Source organism: Paracoccus sp. S3-43 (genome assembly GCF_029027965.1).
Lineage (GTDB): Bacteria > Pseudomonadota > Alphaproteobacteria > Rhodobacterales > Rhodobacteraceae > Paracoccus.
The window spans coordinates 632,348-650,283 of sequence record NZ_CP119082.1 but is presented as its reverse complement, the minus strand read 5'-3'; the positions used below and the strand labels follow the sequence as shown (position 1 = coordinate 650,283).

Sequence of the window (17,936 nt, the reverse complement as noted above, 5' to 3'; positions counted from 1 at the left end):
CGCAGGCGGTTCACGTCAGGCGCGCCAAAGCCGCCTCGACCCTCGCCGCCGCCGCATCCAGGTCGCGCAAATCGTCCAGCACGACGACCGCCCTTTCGCCCGCCGCATAGCGCAGCCGATGCTTCAGATAGCGCGGGTCGTAATGGTCGCGCAGCAGCCCCTCGGCCAGGCCGCGCCAGTCGCCTGCCGCGACCGCCGCGCGCCAGCCCTCGATCCGCTGCGCCGGATGCAGCGGCGACAGCGCGGTCACGATCGCCTGCACCCGCGCGGGATCGTCCACCATGTCGCCATAGCGGGCAGCGGTATAGGCGGCGCGCGCGCCGACCGGCACCTCCAGCCGCAGCCGGGGCGCGGCGCACAGCGCCTGCCACATCGACTTGGGCAGCACAATGTTGCCGATCCGGCTGCTCTCGGCCTCGACCGCCACGGGGCGTGCGGGGTCCAGCCCCTCCAGCGCGACCGCCAGACGGCCCTCGAACAGCTTCTGGCCGGGCTGGGGATCGGCGCGCCCGCCGAACAGGCTGCCGCGATGGTTGGCCAGCCCCTCCAGGTCGATCACCTGCCAGCCGCGCGCGGCCAGCCGCGCCAGGATCGCGGTCTTGGCGCTGCCGGTATTGCCGTCCAGCACGATGACCGGCGCGGGCACCGGCCGGTTCTGCACCCGATCCACGACAAGGGCGCGCCAGGACTTGTAGCCGCCCTCGATCCGGTCCACCCGCCAGCCGATCTGCGACAGGATCGTCGTGAAGCTGCCCGACCGCTGCCCGCCGCGCCAGCAATAGATCAGCCCCCGCCAGCCGCCGTCGCGATCCGACAGCGGCCCGGCGATATGGCGCGCGGCATTGGCGGCGACCAGAGCGCCGCCCAGCTTGCGCGCGTCGAACGGGGAAACCCGCTTGTAGATGGTGCCCACCTGCGCGCGTTCGGCATCGTCCAGAACCGGCAGGTTGATCGCGCCGGGCAGGTGATCCTCGGCATATTCCGCGGGCGAGCGCACGTCGATGATGTCGTCGAACCCCGCAAGCGCGGGGTCCGCGATGCGCGTCAGCCTCAGCGCCACATCAATAGACGTAGACCGGCGTCCCGATCGGCACCTGGTCGTACAGCGCCATCACCGCCTCGTTGCGCATCCGCAGGCAGCCGTTCGACACGGCCCGGCCGATCGAGTTCGGCTCGGTCGTGCCGTGGATGCGGATCGCGGTGTCCTGGCCCTTGTCGTTGTACAGATACAGCGCCCGCGCGCCCAGCGGGTTGGTCGGGCCGCCCGGCATCCCGTTGGCCCATTTGCCGTATTGCTGGGGCTTGCGCTTGATCATCTCCGGGGTGGGGGTCCAGGACGGCCATTCGACCTTGCGCCCGACCGTGGCGCGGCCCTTCCAGACCAGTTCGGCGGCGCCCACGGCCACGCCGTAACGCACCGCCCGGCCCGGCGCGATGACGTGGTAGAGGAAGAAATCCTTGCTGACGACGACGATGCTGCCGACCTCGAAATCGTTGCGGATGGCGACTTCGATGGGCGCATAGGGGTCGCGCGGGGCCTGCTGACTGGCGGCCTGCTGATTGGCGGCCCCCTGCGCGAAGACCAGCGGGGGGGCGAGATAGGCGGCCGCCATCAGCGGCACGGCCAGCAACATCATTTCACGGCGGTTCATGGCGATCCTGCGTTCTTCTGCTCTGATCCCGCCCATAGCAAGGGAGGGGGCCCTGTTGCAACTCACGACGGCGTAACGCGGGCGTATCGCGGCCGATTTGCCCTTGACCGGGGCAGGTCCAGCGCACATCTGCTGGGCATGGACCCCGCATCTCGCCCCTGCTGCCATGCCCGACGCCCGCTGCGGCGGCCCGCGCATCTGTGCCGGGGCCGGGGCGACCGCGCCTGCCGCTGCCATCAGGATGCGCGCCACGCCATTGCCCGTCCCCGCCGCCGCCTGCTGCGGCCGGACCCGCGCGCGCTGATCGCCGCGCTGTTCCCGCGACGGCCGCCCATGCGGCCGCAGGCGCCGCCCCGTTTCCTGAACCCGTCCCGCATCCTTGGCACGATTTCAGGAAACCACCATGACCGTTCAATCCGCTGACCTGCCCGTTCCGGGCGATCCGTCCGACCTGATCACCACCCGCCTCTCGATCGAGGGGATGAGCTGCGCCGCCTGTTCGGGCCGCGTCACCCGCGCGCTGTCGGCCCAGCCCGGCGTCCGCGATGCGCAGGTCAATCTGATGACGGGTTCCGCCCGCATCCGCCACAGCCCCGCCCTGCCCCCCGCCGATCTGGCGGCGGTGGTGACGAAGCTGGGCTATCCGGCGACCGTTCCCGCCGATGCCGCCCCCGCCGCTGCCCCCCGCACCGACGAATCCGCCGCGCTGAAGCGCGCCTTCCTGACCGCCCTGGCGCTGACCCTGCCGGTTTTCCTGGCCGAGATGGGCGGCCATCTTGTCCCGGCCTTCCACCACGGGCTGCACGCGGCGGTGGGCACCGCGCCGCTGACGTGGGCGCAGATGATCCTGACCGCGCTTGTCCTGGCCGGGCCGGGGCGGCGCTTCTTCGCGACCGGCATCCCCGCCCTGCTGCGCGGCGCGCCCGAGATGAACAGCCTTGTCGCGCTTGGATCCGGGGCGGCGTTCCTGTTCTCGGCCGTGGTGGTGGTGCTGCCGGGCCTCATCCCGCCCGCCTCGCGCCATGTCTATTTCGAGGCCGCGGCGGTCATCGTCACCCTGATCCTGATGGGCCGCTGGCTGGAGGCCCGCGCCAAGGGCCAGGCGGGCGCCGCGATCCGCGCCCTGATCGACCTGGCCCCGGACCAGGCGACCATCCTTCAGGACGGCAAGCCCGCGCGCATCGCGGTGGCGGATCTGCAACCCGGCGATCTGGTGCTGCTGGCGCCGGGTGAGCGGGTCGCGGTCGACGGGGTCGTGACCGAAGGGCGCGGCCATGTCGACGAAGCCATGCTGACCGGCGAGCCCGTCCCGGCCGAGAAATCGCCCGGCGATCCGGTCACCGGCGGCACCGTCAACGGCAGCACCGCCCTGACCTTCCGCGTCACCGCCACCGGCGCCGACACGACCCTGTCGCGCATCGTCGCCATGGTCGAAAACGCGCAGAACGCCCGCCTGCCGGTGCAGGCCCTGGTGGACCGGATCACCCGCGTCTTCGTGCCGTTGGTGATCGGGCTGGCGGTCCTGACCTTCCTGCTGTGGCTGGTCTTCGGTCCCGACCTGGCCCATGCGGTCGTCGCGGGCGTGGCGGTGCTGATCATCGCCTGCCCCTGCGCGATGGGGCTGGCGGTCCCGGTCTCGATCATGGTCGGCACCGGGCGCGGCGCGCAGCTGGGCGTGCTGTTCCGGCGGGGCGAGGCGTTGCAGCGGCTGGCGGGCGCCCGGCTGATCGGCTTCGACAAGACCGGCACCCTGACGCGCGGACATCCCGAACTGGTCGCCGTCCAGACCGACGGCATCGACGAGGCCCAGGCCCTGCGCCTTGCCGCCGCGGCCGAGGCGCGGTCCGAACATCCCCTGGCCGCCGCCATCGTCGCGGGGGCCGCCGCGCGCGGGCTGGATCTGCCGCCCGCGGCCGACGTCCAGGCCAATGCCGGGCGCGGCCTGTCCGCCACGGTCGAGGGGCGGCGCCTGCTGATCGGCAACCTGGCCGCCCTGACCGAAGGCGGGACAGCCCCCTCGGCCAGCCTTCGCGATCAGGCCGAACAGGCCGCGGCGCAGGGGGCCACGCCGGTTCACCTGGCCGTGGACGGCCGCCATGTCGCCAGCTTCGCCCTGGCCGACAGGATCCGCCCCGAGGCCGCGCAGACCATCGCCGCGCTGCACGGCATGGGGCTGAAGACGGCGATGCTGTCGGGCGACGTCCCCGCGACCGCGCAGGCGGTCGGCGGGCAGTTGGGCATCGACCGGATCCAAGGCGGCCTGATGCCCGGCGACAAGCTTGAGGCGATCCGGGCGATGGGCGCGGGCTCGGTCTTCGTGGGCGACGGCATCAACGACGCCCCGGCCCTGGCGGCGGCCGAAACCGGCATCGCCGTCGGCACGGGCACCGGCATCGCTATCGAATCGGCGGATCTGGTGCTGATGTCGGGGGATCTGGGCGGGGTGCCGCGGGCGATCCGTCTGTCGCGCGCGGTGATGCGCAACATCCGGCAGAACCTGTTCTGGGCCTTCGCCTATAACGCCGCGCTGATCCCGATCGCCATGGGCGTGCTGGTGCCCTTTGGCGGGCCGCAGCTGTCGCCGATGCTGGGGGCGGGGGCGATGGCGCTGTCCTCGGTCTGCGTGGTGGGCAACGCGCTGCGGCTGCGGACGGCGGGCTGAGGGGGACAGGCCGCAGCCATCAGGCCGCTGATGGCTGCGGCATTCATTTCACGGCAGTCAGTGGCTCTTGTGGCCGTGCTGCGCGGCTTCGGGCGCGCGGTCATTGTCCAGCGTGACCTCCACCTGCTGCGTGCCGCAGGGGCCGAAATCCAGCGTCAGCGGGACGCTGTCGCCGTCGGCCAGCGGCTTTTTCAGCCCCATCAGCATCACATGATCGCCGCCCCGCGCCAGCGCATGTTCGCCGCCCGCCGGGATCGCGATCCCGCCGTCGATCCTGTGCATCTTCATCACCCCGTCCTGTTCGGAATGGGTGTGCAGTTCGACCATCTCTGCCGCGTCCGAGGACACGCCGGTCAACTGGCAGTCCATGTCGCGGTGGTTTTCCACCACCATGAAGGCGGCGGCGGTCTGCGGGTTCGCGCTGCGCATATAGGCGTCGCGGATCGCCAGCCCGTCATGGGCAAGGGCGGCGGCAGGGGTCATGACGGCCAGAACGGCCAGGGTCTTGCGGATCATCGTCTTGTCCTCGGTTCAAACAGGTTTCAGTGCGGAACCCTGTCGGATCGGAGGATCGCGCGCCGCAGGCCGGGGCGATTCGCGCCCCTTGGGAACCGCCGGGACGGCCTGCGGATCAAGCCGCGCCACCGTCGCGTCGGGACCGAAGGCGGGCGGCATGACGGCCGGCGCCGCCAGCAGCGACAGGGCCATGTCGGGGCACAGATGCGGGGGCTGGGGCGCGCCGGGATGGTCGACGACCACGATGCCCGTGCCGGTGCACAGCACGACCTGCCCGTCCAGCATCACGGTGCCGCGCGCGGCGCCCAGACCGATCCCGGTCAGGGCGAGGCACAGGATCAGCGCAAGGGAAAGCGGGCGTCGCATGGTGGCGCGACCATCACCGAAGCGCCGGGCGAAGGCAACAGAAACGCGAAAGCCCCGCCGTGGGAACGACGGGGCATATTGCCGCAGTCAGGTCCGGATCAGGCCTGGGGCGCGTCGGCCTTGGCGATCTCGCGCTTGATCTTCAGGGCGCGGTCCGACAGTTCCGTGTCCTTGGCCTTCGCCAGGAAGGCGTCCAGCCCGCCACGGTGATCGACCGACCGCAGCGCCGCGGCCGAGATGCGCAGCGAATAGCCGCGGCCCAGCCTGTCGGACAGCAGCGTGACCTCGTTCAGGTTCGGCAGGAACCGGCGACGGGTCTTGTTGTTGGCGTGGCTGACATTGTTGCCGGTCATCGGGCCTTTGCCGGTCAGTTCGCAGACGCGCGACATGGTGTTGATCCTTCGTCTTTGCTATGCGGGCGGTCCCGGCGGGGGTGCCGTCCCAAAGTGAAAGGGCGCCGCGAGGCAGCGCCCGGAATTCCGTTTGCGCGTCCCTAATGGAACCGGCCGCGCCCGTCAACCGGGAATCACCCTTTCTCCCCCTTTGCCTTGGTTCAAATATCCTCGGGGGGTGAGACGGGCCGGGGAAAAGGTTCGGTGGGGGCTGTTTGAAGAACCTCGATCAGAGGGTTGCCTGTGGCTCTCGCATGGCGCTGGCCTGGAAGGGCAGGCCGACGACGGGAAGGACCGCAGCGGCTAGCTTCTTGAGGTTCATGGCGACGGCGGTGAGCAGGGCCTGGATTTTCATGTTGTCGAGGCCGCGTCGAATGGCTCTGTCCAATCCGTTGAGCGTCTTGGCGGTGCCGTGCGCGCCTTCGACGCGCCAGCGATGCCGGGTGTAGATCGCATGGTCATCCTCGCCCGATGCCAAGCGTTTGCGCCGGGCGCGCAGGATGGCCGCATGGTTGTCACCCTATGCACCCGGCGGGAAGGGGCGCCCTTCGGCAAGCACTGTGCCTTGAGAGGACAGCCTGCGCAGTCGCGACGATCTGCACGACACCATTGCCCGGCTTTGGTGACGTTTCTCGCGGTCAGCCGCCTCCTCGTCGGACACCGGACCCCATCATGCTGGGGATCGAACGTGAACCGCTCGGTCGGAAAGCCCTGCGCCCCCTTGCGGCGGGGGCACGAAGAGGCGGGATGACGGCGTCGATCTGGCGGTCTTCAAGGGCGGCGTAAACCCGGCCCACGCCAGGGATCCTGTCCGCCGTGATCCGGCCCGGGGAAACCACCGAGGACATTTTCGATGGCGTTCAAGCGCTCCTCGAACCGGCCCGTGTCGTGCTCCTCGCCGGTGACGATCTCGACATCGACCATGACGCCCGCAAGGTCAACCATTGCCGAGCTGGGCAGAGCTTCTTGAACTTGCCGCTTGCGCGCGCCTCTCGCTCGGCGTCGTTGGTATCCTCGAGCGCATCGAGATGGCGCGCGACCAGTGCGTCCATGCTGGCATCGGCCCGGATCAGGCTGGCGTCGACATGCACCGTCTCGGCCGTCACCAGTCCAGTCGCCTGACACTGCTGCATGACGCGGGTGAAGACGGTGCGGAACACCGCCTCGCCCCAACGCTGCCGGATGCGCGTCAAGGAGGAATGGTCCGGCAGCGCCTCGTGAAGCCCGTAACCGATGAACCCGCGGATCGCGAGATTGACCTGCGCCTCTCGCATCAGCCGCCGGTCATGCACGATGCCGCGCAGGTTTGGGCCAAAGTGAAAAGCGGGAATCGCTTTCCACCCTCTCCTTCCCCTGCTAGATTTGGGGGCATGAACAGTCACGCCCCCCATATCCGGCCCGTCATCCGGCAGTTGGACGAGGCCACCGCCAACCGCATCGCGGCGGGCGAGGTGGTGGAGCGTCCGGCCTCGGCGGTCAAGGAACTGGTGGAGAACGCTCTGGATGCCGGGGCCACGCGCATCGACATCGCCATCGAGGACGGCGGCAAGCGGCTGATCCGGGTCTGCGACGACGGCTGCGGGATGCTGCCCGAGGATCTGCCGCTGGCCCTGTCGCGCCACGCCACCAGCAAGATCGACGGCAGCGACCTGCTGGCCATCCGCAGCTTCGGCTTCCGGGGCGAGGCGCTGCCGTCGCTGGGCGCGGTGGGGCGGCTGACGATCACCTCGCGGGTGCGGGGGGCGGACGGGGCGATGATCGCGGTCAGCGGCGGCAAGGTGACGCCGCCGCGCCCGGCCGCCGCCAATCCCGGCACCGTTGTCGAACTGCGCGACCTGTTCTTCGCCACCCCCGCGCGGCTGAAATTCCTGCGCGGCGACCGGGCCGAGACCATGGCGGTGGCCGAATGCGTCCGCCGCCTGGCCATGGCCGAGCCGCATGTCGGCTTCACCCTGACCGCCGACGGGAAGGAAATCTTTCGCACCGATGCCGAACAGGGCGATCTGTTCGACGCCTTCCATGCCCGGCTGTCCCGCGTCATGGGCCGCGATTTCATCGACAACGCGATCGCCCTGGACGCCCGGCGCGACGAGATCGGCCTGACCGGCTTTGCCGCCCTGCCCACCTATTCGCGCGGTGCGGCGGTGGCGCAGCATGTCTATGTCAACGGCCGTCCGGTGCGCGACAAGCTGCTGACCGGGGCCTTGCGGGCGGGATATATGGACGTGCTGGCATCCGGGCGGCATCCGGCGGCGGTGCTGTATCTGTCCTGCGATCCGCAGCGTGTCGATGTGAACGTCCACCCCGCCAAGGCCGAGGTGCGGTTCCGCGACCCGCAGGCCGCGCGCGGGCTGGTGGTCAGCGCGCTGCGGCACGGGCTGGCGGGGGCGGGGCATCGCGCGTCCTCGACGCTGGGCGATGCGACGCTGGCGGCCTTTACCGCCGAACCCGCGTCGCGGCGCGCCTATCAGATGGATTACCGCCCCTCGGCCCCGGCGATCCGCGCCAGCCTGGATTTGCAGGCCCCCATGACCGACCTTTCGCCGGGCTTTGCCGAGGCGCCCTCAGCCCGCGCCGAGGAACCGCTGGCCGCGCCCATCGACGCCCCCCTTGGCGCGGCGCGGGCGCAGATCCATGAAAACTATATCATCGCCCAGACCGGGGACGGGCTGGTCATCGTCGATCAGCACGCGGCGCATGAGCGGCTGGTCTATGAACGGCTGAAGGCGCAGGCGGCCGGCGGCATCGTCCGGCAGGCGCTGCTGATCCCCGAGATCGTCGACCTGCCCCCCGCCGACGCCGCCCGCATCCTGGCCATCGCCGACGATCTGGCGAACCTGGGCCTGGTGATCGAACCCTTCGGCGGCGGCGCCGTCGCCGTGCGCGAGACGCCGGCCATGCTGGCAAGGCTGGATAGCGCCGCGCTGATCCGCGACATCCTGGACGATCTGGCCGACCAGGGGGCGTCGGACCGGCTGCGCGGGCGGATCGACGCGGTCCTGTCCAGCATGGCCTGTCATGGCTCGGTCCGGTCGGGCCGCCGCATGACGGCCGAGGAAATGAACGCCCTGCTGCGCGACATGGAGCGCACGCCGAAATCCGGCCAGTGCAACCACGGCCGCCCGACCTGGGTCAAGCTGCGGCTGTCGGATATCGAGCGGCTGTTCGGCCGCAGCGGATGACGACGGCCGATTGACCCGCGCGTCAAAGGGCGCGACAGTCAGCGCCAGTCAAGGAGCCATGCCATGCTGCAAATCAGCCCCGACAAGATCGCCCATATCGTTATTCGCGCCCGCGAATATGACAGCGGCGTCAACCCTTGGGCGCATTCGGGCAGCCGGGCGCAGCACGGGGTGCAGAGCGAGTTGCGCGACTTCATCGCCACCCTGAACGAGGACGAGCAGGCGTCCCTCGTCGCCGTCATGTGGATCGGGCGCGAGAGTTTCGAGCCCGAAGAACTGGAAGACGCCATCGAGACCGCCCGGATCGAGCGCACCACCCCGACCGAGGATTACCTGATGGGCGAGCCGCGCCTGGCGGACCTGCTGGAGGCGGGGCTGGAAGCCCTGGGCATCTCGCCCGAGGATGCCGAGGACGACCTCAACCGGCCCGTCTGAGGTACCGCGAAGGGTTACGGCGCGGGGTTACGGCGCGGGCGTGACGCGGATCAGCTTGCCGTTGTCCTCGTCCGTCAGCAGCATGATCGCGCCGTCGCGGGCGACCTCGACCTCGCGGACGCGGCCGATGCCTTGCAGGTGGCGGGCCTCGCCGGTCACGCGGTTGCCGTCCAGTTCCAGCCGGACAAGCGCGCCCGCCCGCAACCCGCCGATCAGCAGGTCGCCCCGCCAGTCGGGGAACAGGTCGCCGTCATAGAAGGTCATCTGGCCCGGCGCGATCACCGGATCCCAGTAATAGATCGGCTGTTCGGTGCCCTCGACCTGGGTATCGCCCTTGCCGATGGGGCCGCCGCTGTATTCGATGCCATAGGCCGCGATGGGCCAGCCATAGTTGCGGCCCGCCTGGGGACGGTTCAACTCGTCGCCGCCCTTGGCCCCGTGTTCAACGGTCCACAATGCGCCGTCGGGGCCGATCTCCGCGCCCTGGACGTTGCGGTGGCCCCAGGACCAGATCTCGGGCAGCGCGCCCTCGACGCCGGGATCGCCCATCGGCGCGCCGGTTTCGGGGTCGATGCGGACGATCTTGCCCAGCGTGGTGGTGGCGTTCTGCGCCAGGGGCCGGGCGTCGATGACCGAGCGTTCGCCGGTCGTGACGAACAGCCCTCCCTTGCCGTCGAAAACCAGCACCGAGCCGTAATGCAGCGTCGAATCCCAGGCGGGCTGCTGCTGCCAGATGACCTTGGTGTCCTCCAGCGTGCCGCCGTCGGCCGACAGGGTGCCGGTGGCGACGGCGGTGGCGGTCTTGCCGCCTTCGCGCGGCTGGGCGAAGCTGATCCAGACGCGGCGGGTCTGGGGGAAATCATCGGCCACGGCGACGTCCAGCAGGCCGCCCTGGTCGCGGGTGTCGACCTGGGGCAGGCCGCCGATGGGGTCCGACAGCGCGCCGTCCGCGCCGACCAGCCGCAGGTTGCCCGCGCGTTCCGTCAGAAGCCAGCTTCCATCCGGCAGTTCGGCCAGGCCCCAGGGGTGATCCAGCCCCTCGGCGATCACGGTCTGGTTCAGGGCGACATCGTCCGCCAGCACCGGGGCGCGGGTCTGGCCCTGGAACGCGGGCTGCTGGTCGGGGGCGTTGGGGGCCGCGGCGTTGAAATCCTGGGCGGATGCGGTCCCGGCGATCAGCGCGGCGGCGGCGGTCAAGCGGATGGCGGGACGGAACGGACTCATCGGTGCCTCTTTGCAGGGATGGATCGGTGCTGACCGAACACGCCCGGACCGGCGCCGTTCCGCCTTGCGCCTTCACGTCTGTGTCAGCCGGTCCCGATGCGCCTGGAACAGCGCCCCGGCCCGGGCCCAGGGACCATCGTCGATCCGGTCAAGCCGCGCCAGAACCGGCAGCAACTGCCCGGCATAATCCAGCGAGCTTTCGCGCGGCAGCATCGCGGGCAGGTTGTCGATGGCCATCACGTCCAGCGACGGCCTGTCTGCCACGCGCCGCACCGGCCGGTCCCAGTTGGTCGTGCGGTCATAGACCTTGATCGGGGAAAAATCGCTGGTCGGATCGCAGGCCACGTCGCCGATCACGGTCAGCGCGCGGCCCGGCGCCACGGCCGAGGCGGGCACGAAGACCGGCGCGCCCGGCTGGGCCAGGATCGCGTTGACGAAGATGTCATGGGCCAGCACCTCGGGGAAGGGACCGCCATGCGCGGTCTCGGCCATGTCCCAGCGGGTGACGGGCGCGCCCATCGCCGCCAGCAGGTCGGCAGCACCCGTGCCCACGCGGCCCTTGGCGCCGATCACCAGGGCGCGCGGGCGGGCGCGGCCCGTGGCGTCCAGTTGGGCGCGCAATTCGTCCAGCAGCAGATCCTTGTCGGCATAGGCATGGACCGGCCCGCAGATGCCGCCGCGCTGCTGGGCCGCCCAGGCCCTCAGGCTGACCGCCGCCCCGGCATAGCCCGCCCAATAGCCGAAGGCGGCCAGGCGGCGACCATCTTCGTCCGTCAGGTATTCCAGGTCATACAGCGCCCCGCCACCGGCCTTGAGACGGCGCAGCAGAACCTGCCCGGCGGGCTGGCCCTTGAAGGCATGGCCGAACATGACGTGGCGGTGGCGCAGCGGCGTCCCGTCATCAGGCAGTTCCTTCAGGCCGAAGACGATGGCGTCGTCGGGCCCGGTGGGCCAGCTTCCCTCGGGCGCGATGGCGGCGCCCGCGCGGGCATAGGTCTCGGTCGGCAGGACGCGGCGGCGGCTGTCCTCGACGGTGACGGTGAAGCCGCGCGCGATCAGGTCGGCCACGCCCGCGGGGGTGATGCCCACCCGACCCTCGTTCGGGCGGCTTTCGGCCCGCACCCACAGATGTGTCATCGCCACCTCCTCGGCTGTCCGTCGCCATCCATGCCGGGGAACCCGTCCGGCGCAAGGGGTGTTCCCTGTCATCCCCACGATCCTGTCACGGAGACTCCGCGATGATCTTCAGCCGCCGCGCCAGCCTGATGCTGGGCCTTGCAGCCGCCTTCGCCGCCGTCCTGCCCCGCATCGCCCGCCGACCTCGTTCTCGTTTCCGGTCGAGGGCGGGCAGGTCGTCTTTTACCCGGTCGATCACGCCTCAATGGTGGTCGAGACGCCGGGCGGGGCGATCTATGTCGATCCGGTCGGGGGCGCCGATCTGTATCGCGGGATGCCGCAGCCCTCGCTGATCCTGATCACCCACGAACATGGCGACCATTTCGACCTGCCGACGCTGCGGGGCCTGCCCGCCGTGGCGATCATCGCCAATCCGGCCGTCCATGCGATGCTGCCCGCCGAGATGCGGTCCCGCGCCACCGCCATGGCGAATGGCGATCAGGCGCAGGTGATCGGCATCGGGGTCGAGGCCGTGCCCGCCTATAACACGACGCCCGACCGCCAGCAGTATCACCCGCAGGGGCGCGACAACGGCTATGTCCTGACCATCGGCGGCAAGCGGTTCTATATCGCGGGCGACACCGAGGACACGCCCGAGATGCGCGCCCTGAAAGACATCGAGGTCGCCTTCCTGCCGATGAACCTGCCCTATACGATGACCGTCCAGCAGGCGGCGGATGCGGTGGCGGATTTCCGGCCGGTGACCGTCTTTCCCTATCACCACCGGGGCAGCGACGTGCAGGAATTCGCCCGCCTGGTCGAGGCATCCGAGGCGGGCAGCCTGGTCGTGATCGCCAACTGGTATCCGCGCGGCCAGGGCTGACGCGCCTTTACCGTTCCGGCGGGCCGCGCTAGCAATGCTGCCATGCTGCGATACGTCTTGCGCCAAACGACCGTGATGGGGCTGAGCCTGCTTGTGGCCTCGGCCCTGATCTTTTCGGTCGTGGAACTGGTGCCGGGCGATCCGGCCAGCTTCATGCTGGGTACCGGGGCGCAGCCCGAAACGCTGGCCGCGCTGCGCCGGCAGATGGGATTGGACCAGCCCCTGCCGCTGCGTTACGCGGCATGGCTGGGCGCGATGCTGCACGGCGATTTCGGCACCAGCTTCACCTATAAGACGCCCATCGACGGGATGATCCTGGACCGCTTGCAGGTGTCTCTGCCGCTGGCGCTGCTGGCGCTGTGGCTGGCGGTGGCGATCGCGCTGCCGGTCGGGCTTTACGCGGCGGCGCGCCGGGGGCGCGCGGGCGGCGGGCTGGCGATGGGGGCCGCGCATGTGGGAATCGCGCTGCCGAATTTCTGGCTGGCGATGCTTCTGGTCCTGGTCTTCGCGGTCAGGCTGCGCTGGCTGCCTGCGGGCGGCTTTCCCGGCTGGTCGGACCCCGGCGCGGCGCTGACATCGCTGATCCTGCCCGCCGTGGCGCTGGCCCTGCCGCAGGCCGCGATCCTGGCCCGCGTGCTGCGATCCGCCCTGATCGAAACGATGGGCCAGGACTATATCCGCACCGCCCGCGGCAAGGGGCTGACGGCGGGCCAGGCCCTGCGCCGCCACGGTCTGCGCAACGCGCTGATCCCGGTGCTGACGATCCTGGGGATGCAGTTCAGCTTCCTGCTGGCGGGCGCGATCATCATCGAGAACGTCTTCTCTCTGCCGGGTTTGGGCCGGATGATCTTCCAGGCGATCACGCAGCGCGACCTGATCGTGGTGCAATCGGCGGTGCTGGTGCTGGTCGGGGCCGTGATCGCCGTGACCTTCCTGGTCGACCTGGCCTATGCCGCCGTGGACCCCAGGCTGCGCCGCGGATGAGGGCGGGGCTGATCCTGGGCGCCGCGCTGGCCGGGCTGGCGCTGGCCCTGGCCGCCCTGTCGGCCGTCTGGACGCCCCATGACGTGACGCAGATGGCCATCGCCGACAAGTTGCAGCCGCCATCGGGCGCGCATTGGCTGGGCACCGATCATTTCGGGCGCGACATCCTGTCGATGGTCATGCTGGGGGCGCGGACCTCGATGGCGGTGGCCCTGGTCGCGGTGGCGATCGGCATGGGCCTGGGCGTGCCGCTGGGCCTTCTGGCGGCGGCGCGGCGCGGCGGCTGGGTCGATGAGATCGTGATGCGCGGCAACGACCTGATCTTCGCCTTTCCGTCGCTGGTGATCGCGATCCTGATCACGGCGGTCGCCGGGCCGTCGGCGCTGAACGCCATCGTCGCCATCGGCATCTTCAACATCCCGGTCTTTGCCCGCGTCACGCGCGGGGCCGCCCTGCCGATCTGGGTGCTGGATTATATCCGCGCGGCGCGGGTGGCGGGCAAGGGCGCGGCGCTGATCAGCCTGCACCATGTCCTGCCCAACATCGCCAGCCTGCTGATCGTGCAGGCCACCATCCAGTTCAGCCTTGGCATCCTGGCCGAGGCCGGGCTGTCCTATGTCGGTCTCGGCGCGCAGCCGCCGACGCCAAGCTGGGGCCGGATGCTGGCCGAGGCGCAGACCATGATCGCCCTGGCCCCGCATGTGGCGGTCATCCCCGGCCTGTGCATCGTGCTGACGGTACTGGGGCTGAACCTGCTGGGCGACGGCTTGCGCGACGCCTTGGACCCGCGCCTGCGGGTGCTGCGGTGATCGCGGTCGAAGACCTGTCGGTCGCCATCGGCGGGCGTCCGGTCGTGGCCGGTGTCTCGTTTGATCTTGCGCCGGGAACGGTGACGGGGCTGGTCGGCGAATCCGGCAGCGGCAAGTCGATGACCGCCCTTGCCGTCATGGGTCTGCTGCCCGGCCGGGCGCGGGCCTCGGGCCGGGTGGTTCTGGACGGCCAGAACCTGCTGGCCCTGCCGGAACGCGACCTGTGCCGGATCCGGGGCCGCCGCATCGGCATGATCTTCCAGGAGCCGATGACCGCGCTGAACCCGCTGATGACCATCGGCGACCAGGTGGCCGAGGTGCTGCGCATCCACCAGTCGCTCGACCGCCGGACGGCGCTGCGGCAGGCGCGCGACAGGCTGGACCGGGTCGGCCTGCCCGCCGCGCGCTTTCCGCTGACGCTCTATCCGCACGAGCTGTCGGGCGGGCAGCGCCAGCGGGTCGCCATCGCCCTGGCCATCGCGCTGCGCCCCGGCCTGCTTATCGCGGACGAGCCGACGACCGCGCTGGACGTGACCACGCAGGCGCGGATCCTGTCGCTGCTGAAGGATCTGGTCCGGGACGAGGGCATGGCCCTGCTGCTGATCACCCACGATCTGGCCGTGGTGGCGGACATGGCCGACCGGGTGGCGGTGATGCAGGCGGGCCGGATCGTCGAAAGCGGCCCGACCGAGACGGTGTTCCGCCGCCGCAGCCACCCCTATACCCGGCAGCTTTTCGCGGCGTCCCGCCATGCGCCCGCGCGCGGTCCCCGCCCCGCCGCCGCCCCGCTGGTGCGAGTGACGGGGGCGGTGCGCGACTATCGCCTGGGGGATGGCAGCCTGCGCGCCCTGGATCGCGTCGGCCTGACCATCGGGCGCGGCGAAAGCGTCGGGCTGGTGGGCGAATCGGGCTGCGGGAAATCGACGCTGGCCCGCGCGATCCTGGGGTTGGAGCCGTTGCAGGCCGGGCGCATCACGCTGGACGGCCAAGACATCGCCGCCGGGCAGCGGATGGGCCGCGCGCTGCGGGCGCGGATGCAGGCGGTGTTCCAGGATCCCTTCGGCAGCTTCGATCCCCGCTGGCGGGTGGACCGCCTGCTGGCCGAGCCGTTCCACCTGACCCGCCGCCCGCCCGACTGGCGCGACCGCGTCGCCGCCGCCCTGGCCGAGGTGGGGCTGGATCCCACGGACGCCTGCAAGTTCATCCACGAATTTTCCGGCGGCCAGCGGCAGCGCCTGGCCATCGCCCGCGCCCTGATCATCCGCCCCGCCCTGATCGTCCTGGACGAGGCGGTCAGCGCCCTGGACGTGCGGGTCCGCGCGCAGATCCTGGACCTGCTGGCCCATCTGCAACAGGCGCATGGGCTGTCCTATCTGTTCATCAGCCACGACCTGTCCGTGCTGCGCGGCATCACCGACCGCATCTTGGTCATGCAGTCGGGCCGCATCGTCGAGGAAGGCCCGACGGGTCGCATCATCGACGCCCCCCGCCACGCCCAGACGCAGGCCCTGGTCGCGGCGATCCCGCGCATCCCCGCGAACTGGACCTAGCTCAGATAACCGCCGTCGGAATCGTCGCCCGATTCCTCGACCAGGCGGGCGAAGTCGGGCAGGACGATGGCGCGCTTGCCCACCAGCTCGATCACCCCATCGCGCTTCAGCGCGCTGATCTGGCGGCTGACGGTTTCCAGCGTCAGGCCCAGGTAATCGGCCATCGCCTCTCGGGTCAGAGGCAGTTCGATCCGCATCCGTCCGCCGGGATCGCGCTTCTGCAAGGCGGCCTCGCGCCGGGCGATGATGGCGATGAAGGACGCGATCTTTTCCCGCGCCGTCTTGCGGCCCAGCAGCAGCATCCATTCGCGCGCCGCGTCCAGTTCGTCCAGCGTCATCTCCAGCAGTCGGTGCGCGACATGGGGCGTGGTCCGCATCAACTCCTCGAACGGCTTGCGGCGGAAGCAGCACAGCACGACCTTGGTCGCCGCGACGGCGTTATAGGCGGCGATCTCCCGTTTCGGGCGGCCCAGGAAATCGCTGGGCAGCAGCAGGCCCACCATCTGCGTGCGCCCGTCCTCCAGCGTCTGGGTCAGGGCCGCGACTCCGGTCACGACGGAACCCACGAATTCCATCCGCTCGCCTTCCCAGACGATCGGCTGGCCGGGTTCGAAGCTGCGATAGAATTTCAGGTCTTCCAGCAGCGCAAGCTCGTCCGTTTCGCAATGCGCGCAGACGGCGCGATAGCGGATCGGGCAGTCGCCACAGCGTTCGCCGCCGTCGTGACTGGCGGATTTTTGGTTGATCTGGGTCAAGGCAATCTCGCGCGTTATCATCTAATCCTAGCCATATGAGCAATGTTTCGCAACTGAAGCGGCTGGGTTTGTTTGATTCGCGCGTTCCGCGCTACACGAGCTATCCCCCCGCAACGCAATTCAAAAACGGCGTAAACGCCAATATGGTCGCGGGCTGGCTGGATTCCATCCCCGAGGGCGCGGCGATTTCGCTGTATCTTCATGTGCCGTTTTGCCGCAGGCTCTGCTGGTTCTGCGCCTGCCGTACGCAGGGCACCAAGACGCTGGACCCGGTCATCGCCTATGTGGACACGGTTCTGGCCGAACTGGACCTTCTGCGCCGCCACCTGCCGCGCGGCGTGCGGCTGTCGCGGCTGCATTGGGGCGGCGGCACGCCCACCCTGCTGCCGCCCGACCAGATGCGCCGCGTGGCCGACGCGATCTTCGCCGTGGTGCCGATGGCCGAGGGGGCCGAATTCTCGGTCGAGATCGACCCGTCGGAAATCGACGCGCCCCGGATGGCGGCGCTGGCGGCGGCGGGGATGAACCGCGCCTCCATCGGGGTGCAGGATTTCGACCCCAAGATCCAGGACGCGATCGGCCGCCGGCAGTCGTTCGAACTGACCGGCCAGGCGGTCGACCTGATCCGCGGCCACGACATCGCCAGCCTGAATGCCGACATCCTCTATGGCCTGCCGCATCAGGACCGGCCCCGCATTTCCGAAACCGTGCAGAAGCTCTTGGCCCTGTCGCCCGACCGGGTGGCGCTGTACGGCTATGCCCATGTGCCCTGGATGTCCAAGCGCCAGGTGATGATCCCCGAGGACGCCCTGCCCGGCAACGAGGATCGGCTGTCGCTGTTCAACACCGCGCGCGACCTGTTCGTGGCCGACGGCTATGCCGAAATCGGCATCGACCATTTCGCCCGGCCCGGCGACGGGCTGGCCTTGGCGCAGAAGGCGGGCCGGTTGCGCCGCAACTTCCAGGGCTATACCGACGACCGGGCCGAGGTTCTGCTGGGCCTGGGCGCATCGTCGATTTCCCGCTTTCCGCAGGGTTACGCCCAGAACGCGCCCGCGACCGGCGCCTATACCGGCCATGTCCGCGAGGGGCGGCTGCCCTATACCAAGGGCCATGCCTTCACCCCCGAGGATCATTGGCGCGGCCGCATGATCGAACAGGTGATGTGCGATTTCCGGGTCGACGCGGCCGAGATGACGGTGCGTTACGGCCTGACGCCCGCGCAATTGCAGCAGGTCTTCGACCCGGTGATCGCGCAATTCGGCGGCATGGTGGAAATCGGCCCCTGGGGCCTGCGGATCACGCCCGAGGGGCGCCCGCTGGCGCGCATGGTCGCCAATATGCTGGACGCCTATATGGCGGCGCCGACCAGCCATTCGTCGGCGGTGTGACGACCGGGCGCGGCTTGCG

18 protein-coding genes are annotated in these 17,936 nt (G+C 70.2%); 8 read left to right on the top strand and 10 right to left on the bottom strand.

Annotated features, from left to right (window positions below):
- Window positions 1-10: 10 nt before the first annotated feature.
- Complete coding sequence (gene mnmH / locus PXD02_RS03275; RefSeq protein ID WP_275105532.1) at window positions 11-1,060, bottom strand: tRNA 2-selenouridine(34) synthase MnmH; 1,050 nt, start codon at window positions 1,058-1,060, stop codon at window positions 11-13.
- A gap of 1 nt (window position 1,061) precedes the next feature.
- The gene (locus PXD02_RS03270; protein WP_275105531.1) at window positions 1,062-1,652 is read right to left on the bottom strand and encodes a L,D-transpeptidase; all 591 of its coding nucleotides are present in this window, start codon (window positions 1,650-1,652) and stop codon (window positions 1,062-1,064) included.
- 403 nt (window positions 1,653-2,055) lie between these two features.
- Here PXD02_RS03270 and PXD02_RS03265 point away from each other — a divergent pair, with 403 nt between their 5' ends.
- The gene (locus tag PXD02_RS03265) at window positions 2,056-4,314 is read left to right on the top strand and encodes a heavy metal translocating P-type ATPase (RefSeq protein WP_275105530.1); all 2,259 of its coding nucleotides are present in this window, start codon (window positions 2,056-2,058) and stop codon (window positions 4,312-4,314) included.
- 57 nt (window positions 4,315-4,371) lie between these two features.
- Here PXD02_RS03265 and PXD02_RS03260 read toward each other — a convergent pair whose 3' ends face one another.
- The 5 genes from PXD02_RS03260 to PXD02_RS16830 all read right to left on the bottom strand — a co-directional run bounded on the left by PXD02_RS03260 (window position 4,372) and on the right by PXD02_RS16830 (window position 6,970).
- On the bottom strand, window positions 4,372-4,830 hold the full coding sequence (locus PXD02_RS03260) for a copper chaperone PCu(A)C (RefSeq protein WP_275105529.1): 459 nt from the start codon (window positions 4,828-4,830) through the stop codon (window positions 4,372-4,374).
- 15 nt (window positions 4,831-4,845) lie between these two features.
- Window positions 4,846-5,196, bottom strand: coding sequence for a hypothetical protein (locus PXD02_RS03255; RefSeq protein ID WP_275105528.1), 351 nt, complete (start codon window positions 5,194-5,196; stop codon window positions 4,846-4,848).
- Between the two features lie 98 nt (window positions 5,197-5,294).
- Window positions 5,295-5,585: a 50S ribosomal protein L28 gene (gene rpmB / locus PXD02_RS03250; protein ID WP_275105527.1), complete on the bottom strand. Its 291-nt coding sequence runs from the start codon at window positions 5,583-5,585 to the stop codon at window positions 5,295-5,297.
- A 232-nt stretch (window positions 5,586-5,817) separates the two neighbouring features.
- Window positions 5,818-6,066: a transposase gene (locus tag PXD02_RS03245; RefSeq protein ID WP_473092047.1), complete on the bottom strand. Its 249-nt coding sequence runs from the start codon at window positions 6,064-6,066 to the stop codon at window positions 5,818-5,820.
- A gap of 382 nt (window positions 6,067-6,448) precedes the next feature.
- Window positions 6,449-6,970, bottom strand: coding sequence for a transposase (locus tag PXD02_RS16830; RefSeq protein ID WP_473092046.1), 522 nt, complete (start codon window positions 6,968-6,970; stop codon window positions 6,449-6,451).
- Here PXD02_RS16830 and mutL point away from each other — a divergent pair.
- A complete protein-coding gene (gene mutL, locus PXD02_RS03235; RefSeq protein WP_275105526.1) occupies window positions 6,959-8,770 on the top strand; it encodes a DNA mismatch repair endonuclease MutL in 1,812 nt (603 codons plus the stop codon). The two genes, PXD02_RS16830 and mutL, sit on opposite strands and share 12 nt — an antisense overlap.
- Window positions 8,771-8,833: 63 nt before the next feature.
- Window positions 8,834-9,205, top strand: a complete 372-nt coding sequence (locus tag PXD02_RS03230) for a DUF3775 domain-containing protein (protein WP_275105525.1) — start codon at window positions 8,834-8,836, stop codon at window positions 9,203-9,205.
- Between the two features lie 27 nt (window positions 9,206-9,232).
- Here PXD02_RS03230 and PXD02_RS03225 read toward each other — a convergent pair whose 3' ends face one another.
- Window positions 9,233-10,429, bottom strand: a complete 1,197-nt coding sequence (locus tag PXD02_RS03225) for a PQQ-dependent sugar dehydrogenase (RefSeq protein WP_275105524.1) — start codon at window positions 10,427-10,429, stop codon at window positions 9,233-9,235.
- Between the two features lie 72 nt (window positions 10,430-10,501).
- Window positions 10,502-11,566: a saccharopine dehydrogenase gene (locus PXD02_RS03220; protein ID WP_275105523.1), complete on the bottom strand. Its 1,065-nt coding sequence runs from the start codon at window positions 11,564-11,566 to the stop codon at window positions 10,502-10,504.
- A 244-nt stretch (window positions 11,567-11,810) separates the two neighbouring features.
- Here PXD02_RS03220 and PXD02_RS03215 point away from each other — a divergent pair, with 244 nt between their 5' ends.
- Genes PXD02_RS03215 through PXD02_RS03200 form a run of 4 tightly spaced genes read left to right on the top strand, consistent with a single transcriptional unit; the run spans window position 11,811 to window position 15,771 of the window.
- The gene (locus PXD02_RS03215; RefSeq protein ID WP_275105522.1) at window positions 11,811-12,428 is read left to right on the top strand and encodes an MBL fold metallo-hydrolase; all 618 of its coding nucleotides are present in this window, start codon (window positions 11,811-11,813) and stop codon (window positions 12,426-12,428) included.
- A gap of 42 nt (window positions 12,429-12,470) precedes the next feature.
- On the top strand, window positions 12,471-13,412 hold the full coding sequence (locus tag PXD02_RS03210) for an ABC transporter permease (protein WP_275105521.1): 942 nt from the start codon (window positions 12,471-12,473) through the stop codon (window positions 13,410-13,412).
- Window positions 13,409-14,221 (top strand): ABC transporter permease, encoded by an 813-nt coding sequence (locus PXD02_RS03205; RefSeq protein WP_275105520.1) that lies wholly within the window; start codon window positions 13,409-13,411, stop codon window positions 14,219-14,221. Before PXD02_RS03210 ends, PXD02_RS03205 begins: the two co-directional genes overlap by 4 nt.
- Window positions 14,218-15,771 carry an ABC transporter ATP-binding protein gene (locus tag PXD02_RS03200; RefSeq protein WP_275105519.1) on the top strand — a complete coding sequence of 518 codons (1,554 nt, stop codon included), beginning with the start codon at window positions 14,218-14,220 and terminating at the stop codon, window positions 15,769-15,771. Before PXD02_RS03205 ends, PXD02_RS03200 begins: the two co-directional genes overlap by 4 nt.
- Here PXD02_RS03200 and fnrL read toward each other — a convergent pair.
- A complete protein-coding gene (gene fnrL / locus PXD02_RS03195; RefSeq protein ID WP_473092068.1) occupies window positions 15,768-16,517 on the bottom strand; it encodes a transcriptional regulator FnrL in 750 nt (249 codons plus the stop codon). The two genes, PXD02_RS03200 and fnrL, sit on opposite strands and share 4 nt — an antisense overlap.
- Before the next feature lie 44 nt (window positions 16,518-16,561).
- On the opposite strand from fnrL, the gene hemN reads away from it, so the two are divergent.
- Complete coding sequence (hemN, locus tag PXD02_RS03190; protein ID WP_275105517.1) at window positions 16,562-17,917, top strand: oxygen-independent coproporphyrinogen III oxidase; 1,356 nt, start codon at window positions 16,562-16,564, stop codon at window positions 17,915-17,917.
- Window positions 17,918-17,936 lie beyond the last annotated feature (19 nt).

Excerpts from the sequence above, each read along its gene's own strand:
- hemN (WP_275105517.1), top strand. The coding sequence starts at position 16,562 with ATGAGCAATGTTTCGCAACTGAAGCGGCTGGGTTTGTTTGATTCGCGC.
- PXD02_RS03215 (WP_275105522.1), top strand. The coding sequence starts at position 11,811 with ATGGTGGTCGAGACGCCGGGCGGGGCGATCTATGTCGATCCGGTCGGG.
- rpmB (WP_275105527.1), bottom strand. The coding sequence starts at position 5,585 with ATGTCGCGCGTCTGCGAACTGACCGGCAAAGGCCCGATGACCGGCAAC.
- PXD02_RS03225 (WP_275105524.1), bottom strand. The coding sequence starts at position 10,429 with ATGAGTCCGTTCCGTCCCGCCATCCGCTTGACCGCCGCCGCCGCGCTG.
- PXD02_RS03230 (WP_275105525.1), top strand. The coding sequence starts at position 8,834 with ATGCTGCAAATCAGCCCCGACAAGATCGCCCATATCGTTATTCGCGCC.
- mutL (WP_275105526.1), top strand. The coding sequence starts at position 6,959 with ATGAACAGTCACGCCCCCCATATCCGGCCCGTCATCCGGCAGTTGGAC.
- PXD02_RS03210 (WP_275105521.1), top strand. The coding sequence starts at position 12,471 with ATGCTGCGATACGTCTTGCGCCAAACGACCGTGATGGGGCTGAGCCTG.
- PXD02_RS03270 (WP_275105531.1), bottom strand. The coding sequence starts at position 1,652 with ATGAACCGCCGTGAAATGATGTTGCTGGCCGTGCCGCTGATGGCGGCC.
- PXD02_RS03265 (WP_275105530.1), top strand. The coding sequence starts at position 2,056 with ATGACCGTTCAATCCGCTGACCTGCCCGTTCCGGGCGATCCGTCCGAC.
- PXD02_RS03260 (WP_275105529.1), bottom strand. The coding sequence starts at position 4,830 with ATGATCCGCAAGACCCTGGCCGTTCTGGCCGTCATGACCCCTGCCGCC.
- PXD02_RS03220 (WP_275105523.1), bottom strand. The coding sequence starts at position 11,566 with ATGACACATCTGTGGGTGCGGGCCGAAAGCCGCCCGAACGAGGGTCGG.
- PXD02_RS03255 (WP_275105528.1), bottom strand. The coding sequence starts at position 5,196 with ATGCGACGCCCGCTTTCCCTTGCGCTGATCCTGTGCCTCGCCCTGACC.
- PXD02_RS03205 (WP_275105520.1), top strand. The coding sequence starts at position 13,409 with ATGAGGGCGGGGCTGATCCTGGGCGCCGCGCTGGCCGGGCTGGCGCTG.